We start from the raw sequence: 14552 nt of genomic DNA, 5'->3' as shown, positions 1-14552 counted from the left end.
AATTGTTCAAGACGCTAATGAAGAGCTAAATTCACAGAGGGGGGGACTGCGGCTTCAGCCGCGGTTATACATTTTTATTCCCAAAATCAAGCCAAAACTTGGAGCGCGAGCGGAAAGGGTCGCCCGCGCCTCCGCAAACTCGCACTCGAAGGAGGAGTGTTTATGGAATTCCGTCAACTCGTTAATGAGGCAGAACGCGACGTTTTCATCGAGCAGGTCGAAAGAGCCCGGGCGGCGGCCGGCATTTTCCGCGAAACCAGCCGCATGCAGTCGGAGAATCGCCGGCGCCTCGCCGCGTCGCAACTTTACGGTCTCTTCAAAGATGAGGCGGCGTCCGCCGACCGCATGATCGCGGGGATCGCGACCCACGATCTCGAAGCCTTTCCACAAAGTTGCCGCGAGCCCGACCTTTCGGACTTTATTCCGCGCACCGTATTCGAATGCAGTGATCACTGGTCGCTCTCCAGCGGCGCCGGATTGTTCGTGTGGGCCGGCCTGGCGAAGCGCATACGTGTGCTCGGCGTCAAAGCCGTCATCGCATATTTGGCCGCCGGGGATCTGGCAAACGAGCACGCAGGCTTTTACGCCGCGATGGGTTTCGTTGGCGCCGGACCGATCGTGGAGCATCCATTCGTGGAGGCCGCCGGCGGCGGCTATCTGCGGGTGCAGCCGGTGATTTTGCAGGGCGCGGCTTTAGTCAACGTGATCGATGCTTTCGCGGCGGAGTTCTCCGACGACGTGCCACGGATGCGAAGCTTTATGCGGCCTTTGCTCCGAGGCTCCTCGCGGCGCCCAAGTCATGTCGAGCGCCGGGCGGCCGCCGCGGTCCCCTCTGCCGCCGAGATGTCCATGGCTGGATAGCCGCTCGATGCGAGGAATCCAAAAATGAGAAACCTAACTAAAGATCAAGCTGAACGAGATGAATCGGCCAACCAAAGATCCGGAGCAGCGAAGATGAATACAAGTAACGAAGTGGAAACCGGCGGCAGGATCGCAACGCCGGTCAAGCTGGGCAAAGAGGAGCTGCTGGCGCTTTCGCAAATCAATCCCCTGATGAGCGTCTATCACATCATGCTTGAGTGGATCCTGATCATCGCGGCGATCGCATGCTGCCAGCATTGGTGGAATCCGTGGTTATACGTGGGGACGGTGATCTTCATCGGGGCGCGACAGCACGCGCTGTTAATCCTCATGCACGACGGGACGCACTATCGGCTGTTCGGCAATCGGCGTCTAAACGACTGGTTGTCGGAATTGCTGTTGGCGTGGCCGCACCTGACCACGATGCGCGCGTACCGCCACAATCACATGAACCATCACAACTTTGTCAATAGCGAACAGGACCCTGACTGGAGGCGCAAGAAAGACAATCCGGAGTGGCGCTTTCCGCAGCCGCTATCGAGTCTCCTACGCATCGCCTTGCGCGACCTGTCGGGAGTGGGCGGCGTCAACCTGATCAGGCTGGCGTCGTCGTTCTCTGCGCCTGACAAGCCCAGCAAGGCCTTTGTGCGCGCGCGCGTCGCTTTTTACGTTGCCGCTCTGGCGGCGATTATCTGGACGCGCGAAGAAGAGGCCTTGATCCTCTACTGGGTGGTCCCATTTTTCACCTGGCTTATCGTGATAATGCGTTGGCGAAGTATCGCCGAGCATTTTGCGATCGACTACACTGCCGGCGCCTTCGGCCAGAGCCGCACGATGCAGGTCGGTCTGGTTGGACGGCTGCTGGTGGCGCCCAAGAATGTCTCCTACCATATCGAGCATCACTTCTTTCCGAGCGTGCCGTTCTTTCGGTTGCCGCAATTGCACGCCTTGTTGATGTCGAAGGCGGAGTTCGCCAGTTCCGCGCATATAACCCGGAGTTATGCGGCCTTGCTGCGTGAGTGCATGGGACGGCCGCAGCCGCATTCAGAGTTGCCGCTGGTGTCGCCGCAGCTAATCGAGGCGTGAGACTTATGAGAAGATGGCGCGGACCCATTGCGGGGGCCGCGCCAGCATATCGCCAATCTGTATAGGCCGGCGAGCACAATGCGATTATCTCGGGTCGCGCGGAGAGTCGCTGATTATCGCGATCAAACGCCTATCTAGCCGACCGGATGGCGTGGCGACAGGCACCCTGTGCTTTAGCGTCATCGGGCGGGGCGAACATCGAGACGCTATGGCGCGTCAAGAGTCATCCTGGATCATTCTTGACCGCCGACAAGCGACCGACGCTGCGTCGCAAATTATTAGCTTTGCTAATGAACGCTCGTGCGCGAAGGTCTGGCGGCGGCTGCTGCGAGGTCGTCTCATCGGGCCTTCTCTTCGTCGCCTTGGTCGGAGGCTGGACGCGGCGTCGAACCGCCTGCGCGATCGCGGGGCGACGGTCGCATACCGGATAAGATCTTCTATGGCTAATTTCCACAGATCGCGCCCGCCCCAAAAGGCGAACCGGCATGCGTCTTCGGATTGGTTCGTTCCCGTCCCGGTAATAGCGTTGAAAGCGTGCATCTCCCCGTGAACCCGCCGATCCTACCGATGCTCGCGCAGCGGATTGATAAATTACCTGCGGGCGAAACCTGGATCTTCGAACCGAAGTGGGACGGGTTTCGCGTGTTGATCTTCCGCGACCGGGACGAAATCCTTATGCAGAGCCGCGAGGCGAAATCGCTGAATCGATACTTTCCCGAGTTGCTCGAGCCGCTGGGCGCGCAGTTGCCCGCGCGATGCGTTCTCGACGGCGAAATCGTTGTCGCAAAGAACGACGGGCTCGATTTCGAGGAATTGCAGCTTCGGATTCATCCAGCCGCCTCGCGGGTTAAACTGCTTTCGCGACAGAGTCCGGCTTCGATCGTCTTTTTCGACCTATTGTGCGAAGGAAACTGCGATTGGCGGACCGCTTCATTCGAGCGGCGGCGCGAGAAGCTGGAGTCGTTGCTGGCAAGCACGATGCCGCCAATCCATCTGACTCCGGCGACGCGTGCACCAAGTGTCGCAGCGGATTGGTTCAGACGCTTTGAAGGCGCGGGCCTCGACGGCGTGATGGCCAAGTCGATTTCCGGCGCCTATCAACCTGACAAGCGCGTGATGTTCAAAGTCAAGCACGGGCGCGACTGCGATTGCGTGGTCGCCGGCTTTCGATGGCACAAGGGAGGGGTCGGCACGGCGATCGGCTCGCTTCTGCTCGGCCTGTTTGACGATTCGGGCGCGCTGCAACACGTCGGCGTGTGCGCGAGCTTCACGCAAACTAAACGCCAGGAGCTGGTGAAATTTCTGGCGCCCTATCGTCGCAACGCTCTCATCGATCACCCATGGAAGTCGTGGGCGGAGCCAACTGCAAATGACGCAACGCCGCGGATGCCGGGAGGCCAGAGCCGTTGGAGCCACGGTAAGGATCTATCGTGGGAACCGCTCAGACCCGAACTGGTAGTCGAAGTCGCGTACGAGCATATGCAGGGCGCCCGCTTTCGTCATATGGCGCAGTTCCGGAGGTGGCGTACCGACAAGCAGCCGCGCGATTGCACCTACGAGCAGCTTGAAGTTGTTCCGCCGCACGAGCTGAAAGCCATTTTTGCCGGATCCATCTGAGCCGGGATGCTCTCAAGGGCCTTTCTTCGACGCGCGCATCGTGCGCCATTCGCGAGTTGGGTCGTCATCAGGATCAGGAGTTTCGTGCGGCGGCCGTAACTTATCGGGCACATGGCGCAGGTTGATTCGGATCCGCGTCCAGGTGGACGATCTGCCGCGCATCGAATCAATCAGCACGTCATCGGCGGCGAGAAGCTTGGCCGCCTCGGCATGTTCGCGTTTCCATCTTTCCAGACCCGAAAACGCGGCCTCCTTACTTGGTGAGTTCGCCACAACTATCACGGGCATCTTCGTTCGCGGTTCGCTGGCGACGGAGCTGGCGCGCGAAGGTGCAATCCGGCGCGGTTCGCCCGCGGTTTTGCGAAAGTGCGGCGGCCAAGGTGCGTCGCCGAGGCCCGCGGCCTCGTCTCGTGCGGCAAGCTCGAGCAATTTTTCGAGCGAACCGGCCGCTCCATCGATACCTTCCTGCGGATCGCCGATCTCGAGAAAACGTTGCGGAATAGTAAGGACGGTAAAGTCGGACGGCTCGCAGTCGGGAACCTCGTGCCAGTGAAGCGGCGCAGAGACGCGGGCGTCGGGGAGCGGCCGCACAGAATAGGCCGAGCAGGTGGTGCGGTCCTTCGCGTTCTGGTTGTAGTCGAGGAACACGCCATGCCGCTCCTCTTTCCACCATTTCGATGTGGCCAGGCTGGGCGCGCGCCGCTCGACCGCTCGCGACAGCGCGAGCGCCGCGCGGCGCACCTCTGCGAAGGTCCACCGCGGATAAATCCGCACATTGATGTGCATCCCGCGCGACCCGCTGGTCTTGGGCCAGCCATACAGGCCCATTTCATCCAGCAGCGACTTCACTTCGAGCGCGACCGTGCGCACGTCCGCCCAACTGACGCCCGGAACAGGATCGAGATCGACCCTCAACTCGTCCGGATGATCGAGATCGCCGGAGCGCACAGGATGCGGATGCAGCTCGATGCAACCAAGATTGACGATCCATGCAAGCCCCGCCGCGTCATCGACAACGATCTCTTCCGCAGTCCGTCCCGAAGGGAACGCGAGCGTTATCGTTCGCAGCCACGAGGGGCGTTGCACTGGTGCACGCTTCTGATAGAAGGCTTCGCCTTCGGCGCCGTTAACGTACCGCTTGAGGACAAGCGGCCGGTCGCGGATTCCGGCGAGCGCGCCCGCCGCGACCGACAAATAGTAGCGAACCAGGTCTAGTTTTGAGAGCTTTGTCTGCTTCGAGAAGTACAGCTTGCCCGGGTTAGTAACCGCGACCTCGTGTCCGTTAATCGAGAGCAACTCCGTAGCGTCTTGCTTCGGCACAAGCTAAGTCTACACCATAAACACGATGTGACAGGATTTGCGCAGACGCTTCGTCACAGACTAAATCGAAAACCAATGAAGATAGCGACCTTCAACGTCAACGGCATCAGTGCGCGCCTATCGGCGCTTCTGCGCTGGCTCGCCGAATCCAAGCCGGACGTTGCGTGCCTTCAGGAGTTGAAGGCGCCGCAGGAGAAATTTCCGGAAGCCGCGATTCGCGCAGCAGGTTATGGCGCGATCTGGCATGGCCAGAAGAGCTGGAATGGTGTCGCTATCCTTGCGCGTGGAGCAGATCCGGTTGAGAGTCGTCGCAGCCTGCCCGGCGATCCAGCGGACTTCAACAGTCGCTATATTGAGGCGCTGATCGATGGCGTGCGCGTGGGATGCCTTTACTTACCCAACGGCAATCCAGCGCCTGGCCCGAAGTTCGATTATAAACTGCGGTGGTTGGAACGCTTGACGAAACACGCAGAGGAACTACTCGCCACGACAGAGCCGGTCGTTCTCGCCGGCGACTACAACGTTATCCCGACTGATATTGATGTCTATAAGCCCGAACGCTGGCTTGATGACGCGCTCTTTCTGCCAGAGGTACGGAGCGCGTTTGCTGATCTTCTCGCAATGGGCTGGACCGACGCGGTGCGTAAGCTCTATCAAGACCAGCGCATCTACACTTTTTGGGATTACTTCCGAAATGCCTGGGTGCGCGATGCGGGACTACGCATCGATCACCTGCTTCTGAGCCCGTCTGCGGCCGCACGTATGGTTAGCGCAGGCGTCGATCGCGAAGTCCGCGGCTGGGAAAAAGCGAGCGACCACGCGCCCGCCTGGATCGTGATCGCGGACGGAGCACAATCTCAATGAGCTCCCATCTGGTCTCCTCGCTATGACATTCGACTACTTCAGGCCGCGTCCGACACGAGCAGAGGGTCGGAAAAGGTATGATCGTCGGGGGCTCGTCTCGCAGAGCTTTCCTGAATAGGGTATTCGCCTACTCGTCTCTTGACTCGGCAAGATATAGCCGAGTATACGCTACAACAGACGAGAGTGAGGAATTAAGGGAAGGTGCGGCTGTAAGTTCACTAGACCCGGTACAGCCAATCTAGATGAGTAAAAGTTCCGTCTGAGAATTTTAGGCGGGTGTGAGTCTGTCACGAGTTAGGGCTGCATTCCCGCAAGCAAGGTGTGCGCATTGCGATGGCATCTAAGGCTGCGAAAGGGCCGGTGAAATCCGATGCTCTGCGTGACACTGACATTTCAGCCCGTTCTTTAGAATTGTATAAAGCGACGGTAGGGAAAATCTTTGACCGGCGCTGCCGATACCTCTCGCCAAGTCGAAGTCACATCAAGGATTCGCTCAAATCCGGCATCGGGGGCGGGCGGCCATTGCTACTTCTCCTCGCCCACTCCGGCTTGGGCAAGACTGAGCTTCTCAGCCGCCTCGCCGATGAACTCTACGATTCGGTGCGATCGATCTTTCTCCAGGGTGACGACTGGGGTTCGTCGAATATGCGCCGGTCGGTATTGGCCGTCTTGTGGTCAGACACACTGGCTCCCGCGGAAATGCTCGATATGCTCGGCGAGTTTGCCCTTCGCCAGAGAAGTGCCGGGAAACGATTCGTCATAATCATAGACGATGCGGACAAGCTTGACGGACATGCGCTCGGGTTGATCTTGCAGATAGCGGAGCTGAGCAATCGGACCGGCAAGCTGGTACAAGTGGTACTTTCCGGACAGCCCGCATTCCGGACCCGCCTCGCTGCGCTTGCTCCGCTAAGCTTCGGACCCGTTGAGACATGGACCTATGAATTTGGAGCTCTCACACCGAGCGAAGCGACCGAGTATATAGGCCATCGACTGCAGATGGCTGGAGAGATCGAAACCAGCGTCTTCTCGCCGGCTGCTTGTGCGCGGATTGCGGATATCAGCCGGGGCGTTCCGGCCGCGATAAATGGTTTGTGCGAGAGGGTATTGGAAACCGTAGGGCGCGAGCGAAAGGCGACCATCAACGGTGAACTCATCGCGCAACTCGGAGATGAATCCGAAGTAGCTGCAAGTCTTCCGGGAGATCGAGTTCCGGCAAAGAATTTACTTACACCAAGATCGTCAGGCAATTCCGCCGACCTGCGCCAGACAGGTCGGGCGTTGCGCAACGTGCTCACTAATCGGCGCGTGCTAACTCTGGCGAGTGCCGGTCCGGCCACGGCGATACTTTTTCTCGCCGTCACGGCTCTCCATAAGGGTATGGCGCCGCGCATGTCGGCGTTATCACACTCTCGCTTCGTGTCGAACTCTGACACACACGCGTCAGCCTCATCGATTTTATCACAGCTGGCTCGGGAGCTCGGGAACGGCGCATCGCTTACACCAGATGCCTCCACCCGGCATGCGATACCCGCGCTACGCGAGCCGCAAACGATGCCTATGCCAGTACTCAGCCGGAACTCACTGCGTGACGGCGTAAGATTGATGCGCAAAGGCGACTATGGCGACGCTCTCAAGATTTTTCACACCGCTCTTGCCGCCGATCCCAACAATCCGGGCTTGCGCGATGCGATCACGCAGGCAGCCAAGGCGAAGCGGGCTGAGCAGAGCGTGTTCATCGATTACGGCGCCGAAACCTCGACCCTGAGATTAGAAGACGAGTCAAGTAATCCTTCAGCCGGTCCAAGGGAGTCAAATCATCCGCCCGCGAACTCCAGCCGACTGGCTTCCCGGAGTGAAGCGCGGAAATCGGCCGGCGTTGTGCATACCCATGCCCAGAACTGCCTACGCGTTGGCCGGAAATTGCTCGCGAGGGGCGACTATGACGGCGCGATCAAAATCTTCCAGGCCGGTCTAGTCACTGATCCTGGGCGCGACGAACTGCGCGATGAGATCGCGCGCGCTTATCGAGCCAAAACGGCGGAGGAGCTGGTCTTGGACATTCCTCCGGACCCTACAAAACCTTGAAGCATGAACCCGAAGGCTGCACTCAAGGTGCATTCTGACGGTCAGCCCCGACCACGAACGCTGCAAACCCGAGACCCCACGCAATTCAGGGACGGAGAGTTTCCTATGAAACGAATCTTGGCCGCTCTGTTGCTTGCAATAGGAATAAGCACCTTGTGTCCGATAGTAAATGCCGCGCCGATCCGACCCCTGAGTGAAAGTGATTTACTGAAGTTGCTGGCGGGGGGAGTTTACCCTAGTCGTGTTGCCGATCTCGTCGAAGAGCATGGAATCACCTTCGCGCCTACCGAGGCCGATCTCTCCTCGCTTCGCCAAGCGGGTGGTGGTGATATAGTAGAAAGAGCAGTAAGAGCCGCCGGGCACCTTGTAATGCAACAGGAACTAAATCTGCCGAAAACTCGCCCTCACACGCAAGCCCATGCTCACAGCCTGCACTATCGGACCCGGTCACCTTCGGTGCCGGCTTCCCTTCCTGCGAAACCCGCAAACAACTTTTCCCCAGTGCTGGAGGTTGGCGGGGGTGATATTCCGATTGGCACCAGGATCAACCCTCGGAACTGGCGCGAATATCAACGGTATATGCCGACCGGGATGATTGCTCTATTCCGCGGTAGCTACTTCTGGAAGATGCCCGCCGATTTCGAAATGGATATTGGCGGCACAACCGCTCTGAAGCCTTCGCGAAATTATCGGGCAGCCACCGAAGAATACAGTCGGCAGGCACGGCTCGTGCTGCTTCCTGATGGACATCACGACATCCAAAATTACCAGGGTGGCGAGCCCTTTCCGAATCCCCAACCGCCCGACAAGGGCGACAAACTTCTCGCTGACTTGTGGTTTTCCTATATCCCCCATCTGGTTGCTGGTACATCTAGCAACCCGCTAACGATCTGCACGCAAACTCGCGAGTCGTATTCCAGTTGCATAAAATTATCTTATGTATATCGTCAGATGGCCTACAACACCGACCCAAATGTTGCAATGGATGAGACGGGCTCAAGGAAGTACTGGTACACGGAGTGGATGTCGATCGAAGAGCCCGAGCAGTTGAAATACACGACGCAGCTGACGCTCTACCCGAAAGACAACCAGCGTCCAATCGAGCAGTCCGTTTTTATCCCGGCGCTGCGGCGCTGGCTTAGAGTGTCACTAACGGCTCGATGTAGTCCTATTGCTGGAACCGATTACACGCAAGATGATTTCAAACGGCAGGGTTTCAATGGCGGGATCGGCTCTTTCGATGCGCGATTTCTGGATCATCGAAGGATTCTGGCGCTGGCCGGCAGCTATGACTCGGTAACAAGCGATTTCCCCGCCGGTTACTACACCACGTTCGGATGGCCCAAGCCGTCTTGGGGAAGATGGCAGTTACGGGACGTCGACGTTATCGACGTTCGCCGAATACCCGCCGAACAGGCAGGCTATTGCTATGGTAAACGCATAATTTACGAAGATTCTGAACTACATTATGCGCTGTGGGAGGATGTTTACGATACAAATCTGCAATTGTGGAAGATGGGTTTTATTGCGCAGCGTACTGTGCCGGCGACTGGACTCGGCGAAGTTCCCGGGGCGTTCACATCGACCGCGTGGGATGTGAAGAGCGGTCACATCACTAACACCTCAACCAGGAGCTCAGGTCGGCGAGACATGTTGGCCGACGCCGACGTTCCCGGCGAATATCAAGATCTCAACACCTACTCTACGATCGCCGGCCTCGCAGAGATTATGAAGTAGATTTTCGCGACATCAGTGAAGTGCTACCGAGGAAATGACTATGAACTTCATGGACCAATTAGACCCTGAGCTGCGCGTCGCGGTGGAGAAACTGCCGACTGATCGACCTTTGGATCTCAATAAGATTCCAGCCGCCCGGGCGAAGATGAAAAAAATGGTGACCGCGATGCTGGCGAACTTCGCCGCGGTAGAGGGTGTCACCAGCCAGGATCAATTCGCACCCGGTTCTCAAGGCGATCCTGCCGTGCGAGTCCGCGTCTATCGGCCAAATGATCAGCCGAGCAAGCTTCCCGCCCTATACTGGATTCATGGCGGCGGATACGTGATGGGAGACATCGAGCAAGACGACCGACTTATGAGGCAACTGGTCAAGAGAATCGGCTGCGTGGCGGTGTCGGTCGATTACCGATTAGCGCCGGAACATCCGTTTCCCGCACCAGTCGAGGATTGTTATGCCGGCCTAAAGTGGCTGTTTGCCCATGCCGACGAGCTTGGTGTTGAGTCATCTCGGATCGCCATTGGGGGCGCAAGCGGCGGCGGCGGCTTGGCCGCGGGATTGGCATTGCTGGCGCGCGACCGTGGCGCAGTGCAGGTCGCTTTTCAACTTCTCATCTACCCGATGATCGATGATCGTAACGTTACCCCGGCCAGTTATGCGATTACCGACCCGCGCATGTGGAATCGCGAGAGCAACCGCCTGGGCTGGAAAGCCTACCTGGGCCGCGACGGGGGTGGGGCCGACGTCTCGCCCTATGCGGCGGCGGCGCGGGCTACCGATTTGACCAATCTGCCGCCGACCTACATTCCAGTTGGCGCACTCGATCTTTTTGTGGACGAGAATATCGAGTACGCCCAGCGTCTCATCGAGGCGGGCGTGCCCACTGAGCTCCACGTTTATCCTGGGGCCTTTCATGGCTTCGATCTCTTCGCGCCGTCGGCGATGGTGTCAAAGCAATTCAAGGCCGACCGCGATAACGCGCTCAAGCGCGCGCTGCATGATGCCGCAAGATAACTGCTCCTGACGCTGTCCGGCGCCGCGAAAGCTCGCGGAATCTCGGGCCCACGCGCCTGGGTCGCGCCGTTCGGCGTCTAATCTGATTTCGCGACGGGCTGGCGGATGGGGCAGTCTGCTTCGAACTGTTCTCTGTATTAAAGTTCCCTGATTTACCCGCAAATTCAGGGAAACGGCTAAAAGGACGGCTTAGCAATCGATCGAAAGAAGGCGTATCTGGGCGATTATCGCGTAAATTCCCTACGACGCATAACAGCGAAATGTAAAGCGCCGAAGAGGGAATTTTTATGTCCAGAACAGGGAAAAGATTTTTCGACATCAGGGATCGCGATGCGGTGCCATTTTGAAGCTCAGCGGCCGCGGCCAACCCAGACGACGCGCCCAACCACTTGAACTCCGCGGCCCATCGAGGAGTAATTCTTGGCGATCGATCTGATAGGCGGCGGAGGCCTCAGCCAACAGTGCGCCATTTGCCGGAATCGAACCCGCGGCTCGACTCAAACGTGGTTCAATCGCGCTGACGCGGTTGTCGGGCCGGTTGAAGATGCCTCTGAGGCTAAATCCCGGCAGACTCAGAAGGTAGGCTCCGTCGCGCGCGAGTTGCGCCTGCCGGCGATCGATCAACAACAAATCGCCTTAGGTGATGTCGAACAATTCCGCTGGTGCGGCAATCGCCAGGAGCGACTGCCAGGTAGGTTCGCTGATTCCCAGCGTGCGCTCGAGATAATGGCGGCTGAAGGGGAGCTGATTGAGGATCGTCGGATGGATTAGTGAGGCGTTGGGATCGTGTTGATCCACCAGCAAAACATCCGCGAGCAAAGCCCCGGATTGTTGGCCGTCGCCGCGCATCTGGCCGCGGCCGGTTAACAGCCAGGTCGCGTCGACATTGGCGACGCGCGCCAGGGTCGTGAGGGTGTCGATGCCCGGCCGCGAACCCGTCGCGTAGTTTTGCAACGTGGTGACTGGGATGCCGCTGGCCTTGGCGAGCGCGTAGCGCGAGCCGAATTCAGGCCAGCGCTCATGAAAGACGTTGTGGTCTACGTGACGGCGTGTCACCGCTACAGCGAGCGCCGAGCCTGTGCGCTGACACTCCAGGTCCGCTCGACCCAGCGCAAGCCGAGCCGGCGCAAGCCCCACACGGCCATCCGCCTACGGATGCATGAGATCGCGCAGACCCGGGTGCGTTATGGCTATCGGCGGGTACACATTCTGCTTAAGCGTGAGGGCTGGAGCGTGGGCCGTAACCTGGTTTATCGTCTGTACCCGAAGAGCGCCTGGTGCTGCGTCGCTGGCGCCCGCGCCGCCGCAAGGCGGCGGTAAATCGCGAGGCGCGCTACCGCCCCACACGGGTTAACGACGCCTGGAGTGTGGATTTCGTGCACGACCAACTGAGTAATGGGCAAAGCTTCCGGGCTTTGACAGTGATCGATGTCTACAGCCGCGAAGCCCTGGCGATCGAGTTAGGTCATCGTTTACGCGGTGAACAGCTAGTAGCAGTACTCAACCGGCTGGTACAGAAACACGGCGCGCCGCGCTGCCTATTCGCGGATAATGACGCGGAGTTTACCGGGCAATTAATGGACCTATGAGCTTATCATCATGGCGTGCGCATTGACTTCTCGCGACGCGGCAAACCGACGGGGCCTGGGTATGCTAGCAATCGTTGGCCTATCCCATCGCGCTCGAGCTCCAACTTGAGGAAGTGAACGCTGCCGAGTCGCAGATAGCGCTGGAAGGTATCTCTAACCGTAGCGGCTTCCACCAACAAGCTTTTCGAATGCCGGATGATTCCGTGAGCGCGGCGCGCCATATGACCTTAGGATCGACGTCCCGATGACCGAGCCCCAGCAAGTGATGGCTAGCGCGGTTTACGAGGTATTGCCCAACTGGCGCTTGCTGGGAAACGTGGGATTGAGAATTGGCAGGCCTTCGGCGAGTTCCCAGTTGGAACCTAGGCGACCAATCAGAAGACGGTTGGGGCGAATCTGCATTTTTCAGATACCTGTCAGATTGCGATCGGGCAGCAATCCCACGTCGCCGAAAAATGGGTCTGGTCAGCGAGATTTGCCTATGACAGTTCGCCGGGTTCCAAGGCGAACCGTAATGCGGTCCTGCCGATTGATCGTCAGCTACGCTACGGGACCGGCAACCAATACGAGATCAGTAGGGATGTCACCGCCGGCGCCGCGTGGGAATTCATGGACGCCGGTCACGCACCATTTAGTAATAGTCGCGGACCGCTTGCGGGAACTCTGCAGGGACATTTTTCGACGAACTATCTTTTAAGCTCGTTGCGCTCAATGTCAGGTAGAAATTCTAGTTCAATCGCCCTCGCGCAGTTGTCAACAGGAGCTTTTCCTCTTAACATACCCCTAAGGTTATTTGGATCGGCATACTACCAATGATATTTGCCGTCCAAGAGGCAGAACATGCCTGTCCATTCTGATGTATTCGGCCAGCAGTGGAATCTGCAATTCGCAATAACCCTGTAATTCCACTCGTCAAAGGTAATCTTTTGAGTGATTAGCGAGCGCCGGAGAACCACACCGTGCCGATCACGGATCCAGTCGTTGTCTAACAAAGTTCCATGAAAATTGTGGGACAGGCGCTCCTCTCGATCGTCTTGCTGATGGTCGCTTGCAGCGCGCCGGCGTGGGGAAACGCGGCCGACGCAGCCGGCGCCGAGAGCGAAGAGGACCAACTGGCAGGTGAAGTCGACGATCCGACCGCGATTCTGACGCAACTTAAATTTCAAGATTTCTACACCCCTGGGAGTTTCGAGACGTCAGCGCAAACCAACACTGTCCAATTGCAGGCGGTGATTCCAACAAACCACTTCTCGCTTATTCCTTTCCAGCAGGTCATAAGACCTACGTTCAAGTTACAGACTTTTGCGACGTCAGAGGGCAGCGACAGCAAAACCGGGTTCGCCGACATGGAGTTGTTGGATCTGTTCATTTCGAATTGGCCCGATCCGAAACGGACCGGATTCGGGTGGGCCGTGGGACCGACATTCGTGTTCCCGACCGGCCAAGTGCCTGGGGCGGGCAAGCGCGCTTGGGAGGTAGGACCGGCCGCCGCGGCAGTTTATCGGGGCGTTCCGCATCTGATGCTGGGGGTTCTTTTCCAGAACCCGATTTCCTTCGCCTATACGAATCCGGCGGCAACTCCTCAAAGTCAAATGAAGCTCCAACCACTGATCTCGTACACACTTGGCCATGGCTGGTATGTGAAATCAGCCGATTCGACTTGGACCGTCAACTGGCGGCACGGCGGTTCGACGACAATTCCGATCAGTTCGGGTTTCGGGAAAGTGTGGAGGTTCGCAGGGCCTGAACTCAATACCTGGGTCTCCGGCGAGTGGACAGCCTATCGGCAATTTGCAGGGATTACCCCACGGTACACCGTCAGGTTCGGCCTGACCGTTGCCTTACCTCAAGTTGAGCTCTAGACGGACGATCAGCTTGATTAGCCGCACACACAACGAGCCGATCAACGACCCGATGCTAGTGGCCTGCCCGCGTTACAAAACAAATTCACTCAATCGGACTTTCGCTCTGACTGTAGCCGCGCCGATGCTCTATGTAATTGCGAATTCCGTGCCCATGCTCCGGTCTCACGATCCTTGGACGGGCAGCTTCATCACGGTCTTCGGAGGTGTCGAGACTCTTTGGCAGGATTGGCAAGGGCTGGCCGCGGCGCTGGCGTTTTTCACAGCACTTCTAGCGCACCGGCTCTTCAGATCGGTCTGATGCTCGCGATCGTGGTAGGGGCTCTACGCACACCCGTACAGCGGTGGGTGGCGACTTTGATGCGCCATCAACCCGTTGGCCTTACCCCTTTTGATATCCCATTCGTAACTTAGTGTCGGCCGCCGTTTCGGCTCATTTGTCATCCCAAGTTTTTCCGGCCGCCCTTCATGTCCTGAGGGCGGTCGAAAAACTGTCGGGTTTTGGATTCGAGGCCG

Annotated in this window: 10 protein-coding genes and 1 pseudogene; 9 read left to right on the top strand and 2 right to left on the bottom strand. The window is 58.3% G+C overall.

All coding sequences use genetic code 11. From position 1 onward, the window contains the following. The first annotated feature begins 162 nt into the window (after positions 1–162). From VKS22_08230 to VKS22_08220, 3 genes are all read left to right on the top strand, one after another. Positions 163–861 (top strand): hypothetical protein, encoded by a 699-nt coding sequence (locus VKS22_08230; GenBank protein HLW70597.1) that lies wholly within the window; start codon positions 163–165, stop codon positions 859–861. Between the two features lie 93 nt (positions 862–954). Beyond that, the gene (locus tag VKS22_08225; protein ID HLW70596.1) at positions 955–1947 is read left to right on the top strand and encodes a fatty acid desaturase family protein; all 993 of its coding nucleotides are present in this window, start codon (positions 955–957) and stop codon (positions 1945–1947) included. Between the two features lie 546 nt (positions 1948–2493). Next, a complete protein-coding gene (locus VKS22_08220) occupies positions 2494–3564 on the top strand; it encodes an ATP-dependent DNA ligase (protein HLW70595.1) in 1071 nt (356 codons plus the stop codon). A 12-nt stretch (positions 3565–3576) separates the two neighbouring features. Here VKS22_08220 and VKS22_08215 read toward each other — a convergent pair whose 3' ends face one another. Beyond that, positions 3577–4884, bottom strand: a complete 1308-nt coding sequence (locus VKS22_08215) for a DNA polymerase domain-containing protein (protein HLW70594.1) — start codon at positions 4882–4884, stop codon at positions 3577–3579. Positions 4885–4959: 75 nt separating this feature from the next. Between VKS22_08215 and xth the strand changes: the two genes are divergently transcribed. The 4 genes from xth (at position 4960) to VKS22_08195 (ending at position 10585) form a co-directional block, all read left to right on the top strand. After that, the gene (gene xth, locus VKS22_08210; GenBank protein HLW70593.1) at positions 4960–5748 is read left to right on the top strand and encodes an exodeoxyribonuclease III; all 789 of its coding nucleotides are present in this window, start codon (positions 4960–4962) and stop codon (positions 5746–5748) included. 333 nt (positions 5749–6081) lie between these two features. Beyond that, positions 6082–7836: an AAA family ATPase gene (locus VKS22_08205; protein HLW70592.1), complete on the top strand. Its 1755-nt coding sequence runs from the start codon at positions 6082–6084 to the stop codon at positions 7834–7836. 105 nt (positions 7837–7941) lie between these two features. Continuing rightward, complete coding sequence (locus tag VKS22_08200; GenBank protein HLW70591.1) at positions 7942–9573, top strand: DUF1329 domain-containing protein; 1632 nt, start codon at positions 7942–7944, stop codon at positions 9571–9573. Between the two features lie 40 nt (positions 9574–9613). After that, positions 9614–10585, top strand: a complete 972-nt coding sequence (locus VKS22_08195; GenBank protein HLW70590.1) for an alpha/beta hydrolase — start codon at positions 9614–9616, stop codon at positions 10583–10585. 636 nt (positions 10586–11221) lie between these two features. On the opposite strand, the gene VKS22_08190 is transcribed toward VKS22_08195, so the two are convergent. Continuing rightward, complete coding sequence (locus VKS22_08190; GenBank protein ID HLW70589.1) at positions 11222–11641, bottom strand: helix-turn-helix transcriptional regulator; 420 nt, start codon at positions 11639–11641, stop codon at positions 11222–11224. Positions 11642–11653: 12 nt separating this feature from the next. On the opposite strand from VKS22_08190, the pseudogene VKS22_08185 reads away from it, so the two are divergent. Together VKS22_08185 and VKS22_08180 are read left to right on the top strand one after the other, a co-directional pair. Beyond that, positions 11654–12171, top strand: a pseudogene (locus VKS22_08185) (DDE-type integrase/transposase/recombinase). Positions 12172–13172: 1001 nt separating this feature from the next. Further along, positions 13173–14036: a hypothetical protein gene (locus tag VKS22_08180; GenBank protein ID HLW70588.1), complete on the top strand. Its 864-nt coding sequence runs from the start codon at positions 13173–13175 to the stop codon at positions 14034–14036. The last annotated feature ends 516 nt before the right edge of the window (positions 14037–14552 follow it).

The sequence above is a fragment of the Candidatus Binataceae bacterium genome, from assembly GCA_035308025.1.
Lineage (GTDB): Bacteria > Desulfobacterota > Binatia > Binatales > Binataceae > JAJPHI01.
This window is presented reverse-complemented; position numbering and strand designations above follow the sequence as displayed.

Excerpts from the sequence above, each read along its gene's own strand:
- VKS22_08205 (HLW70592.1), top strand. The coding sequence starts at position 6,082 with ATGGCATCTAAGGCTGCGAAAGGGCCGGTGAAATCCGATGCTCTGCGT.
- xth (HLW70593.1), top strand. The coding sequence starts at position 4,960 with ATGAAGATAGCGACCTTCAACGTCAACGGCATCAGTGCGCGCCTATCG.
- VKS22_08195 (HLW70590.1), top strand. The coding sequence starts at position 9,614 with ATGAACTTCATGGACCAATTAGACCCTGAGCTGCGCGTCGCGGTGGAG.
- VKS22_08225 (HLW70596.1), top strand. The coding sequence starts at position 955 with ATGAATACAAGTAACGAAGTGGAAACCGGCGGCAGGATCGCAACGCCG.
- VKS22_08180 (HLW70588.1), top strand. The coding sequence starts at position 13,173 with ATGAAAATTGTGGGACAGGCGCTCCTCTCGATCGTCTTGCTGATGGTC.
- VKS22_08200 (HLW70591.1), top strand. The coding sequence starts at position 7,942 with ATGAAACGAATCTTGGCCGCTCTGTTGCTTGCAATAGGAATAAGCACC.
- VKS22_08230 (HLW70597.1), top strand. The coding sequence starts at position 163 with ATGGAATTCCGTCAACTCGTTAATGAGGCAGAACGCGACGTTTTCATC.